This window comes from Halomonas sp. ND22Bw, assembly GCF_003011945.1.
GTDB classification, from domain to species: Bacteria; Pseudomonadota; Gammaproteobacteria; order Pseudomonadales; family Halomonadaceae; genus Halomonas; species Halomonas halophila.
In genome coordinates this window covers 1-339 of record NZ_PXWD01000427.1, presented here as the reverse complement: position 1 = coordinate 339, position 339 = coordinate 1, and the positions used below count along the sequence as shown (strand labels likewise).

At 68.4% G+C, this 339-nt stretch carries 1 protein-coding gene; it reads left to right on the top strand.

Annotated elements, in window-relative coordinates; translation table 11 throughout:
- Positions 1 to 109: 109 nt before the first annotated feature.
- Positions 110 to 339 (top strand): biopolymer transporter ExbD (locus CVH10_RS18755; RefSeq protein ID WP_181244503.1); only part of this gene is annotated, 230 nt, incomplete at its 3' end.

Below are 339 nucleotides of genomic sequence, written 5' to 3'. Positions count from 1 at the left end.
AATCGCTTCAGCCATGCGATCAACCGCATCGAGGCGCGGTTGATGCGCTTTGCCGACGGGTTCCACGCCACGCTGTCCCGCCAGCTCGACGGCGAGCGGTGACGCGCGCATGGCGATGAACCTTCCCTCGCAACGCGGGCGCGGGCGGCGCGCGCCGATGGCCGACATCAACGTCACCCCGCTGGTCGACGTGATGCTGGTGCTGTTGATCATCTTCATGGTCACCGCGCCGCTGCTGACGCAGGGGGTGCCGGTGAACCTGCCCGATACGCGCGCCAAGCCGCTGGACCAGGACCAGCAGCCGACCGAGATCGCGCTGGACCGCGACGGGCGGATCTT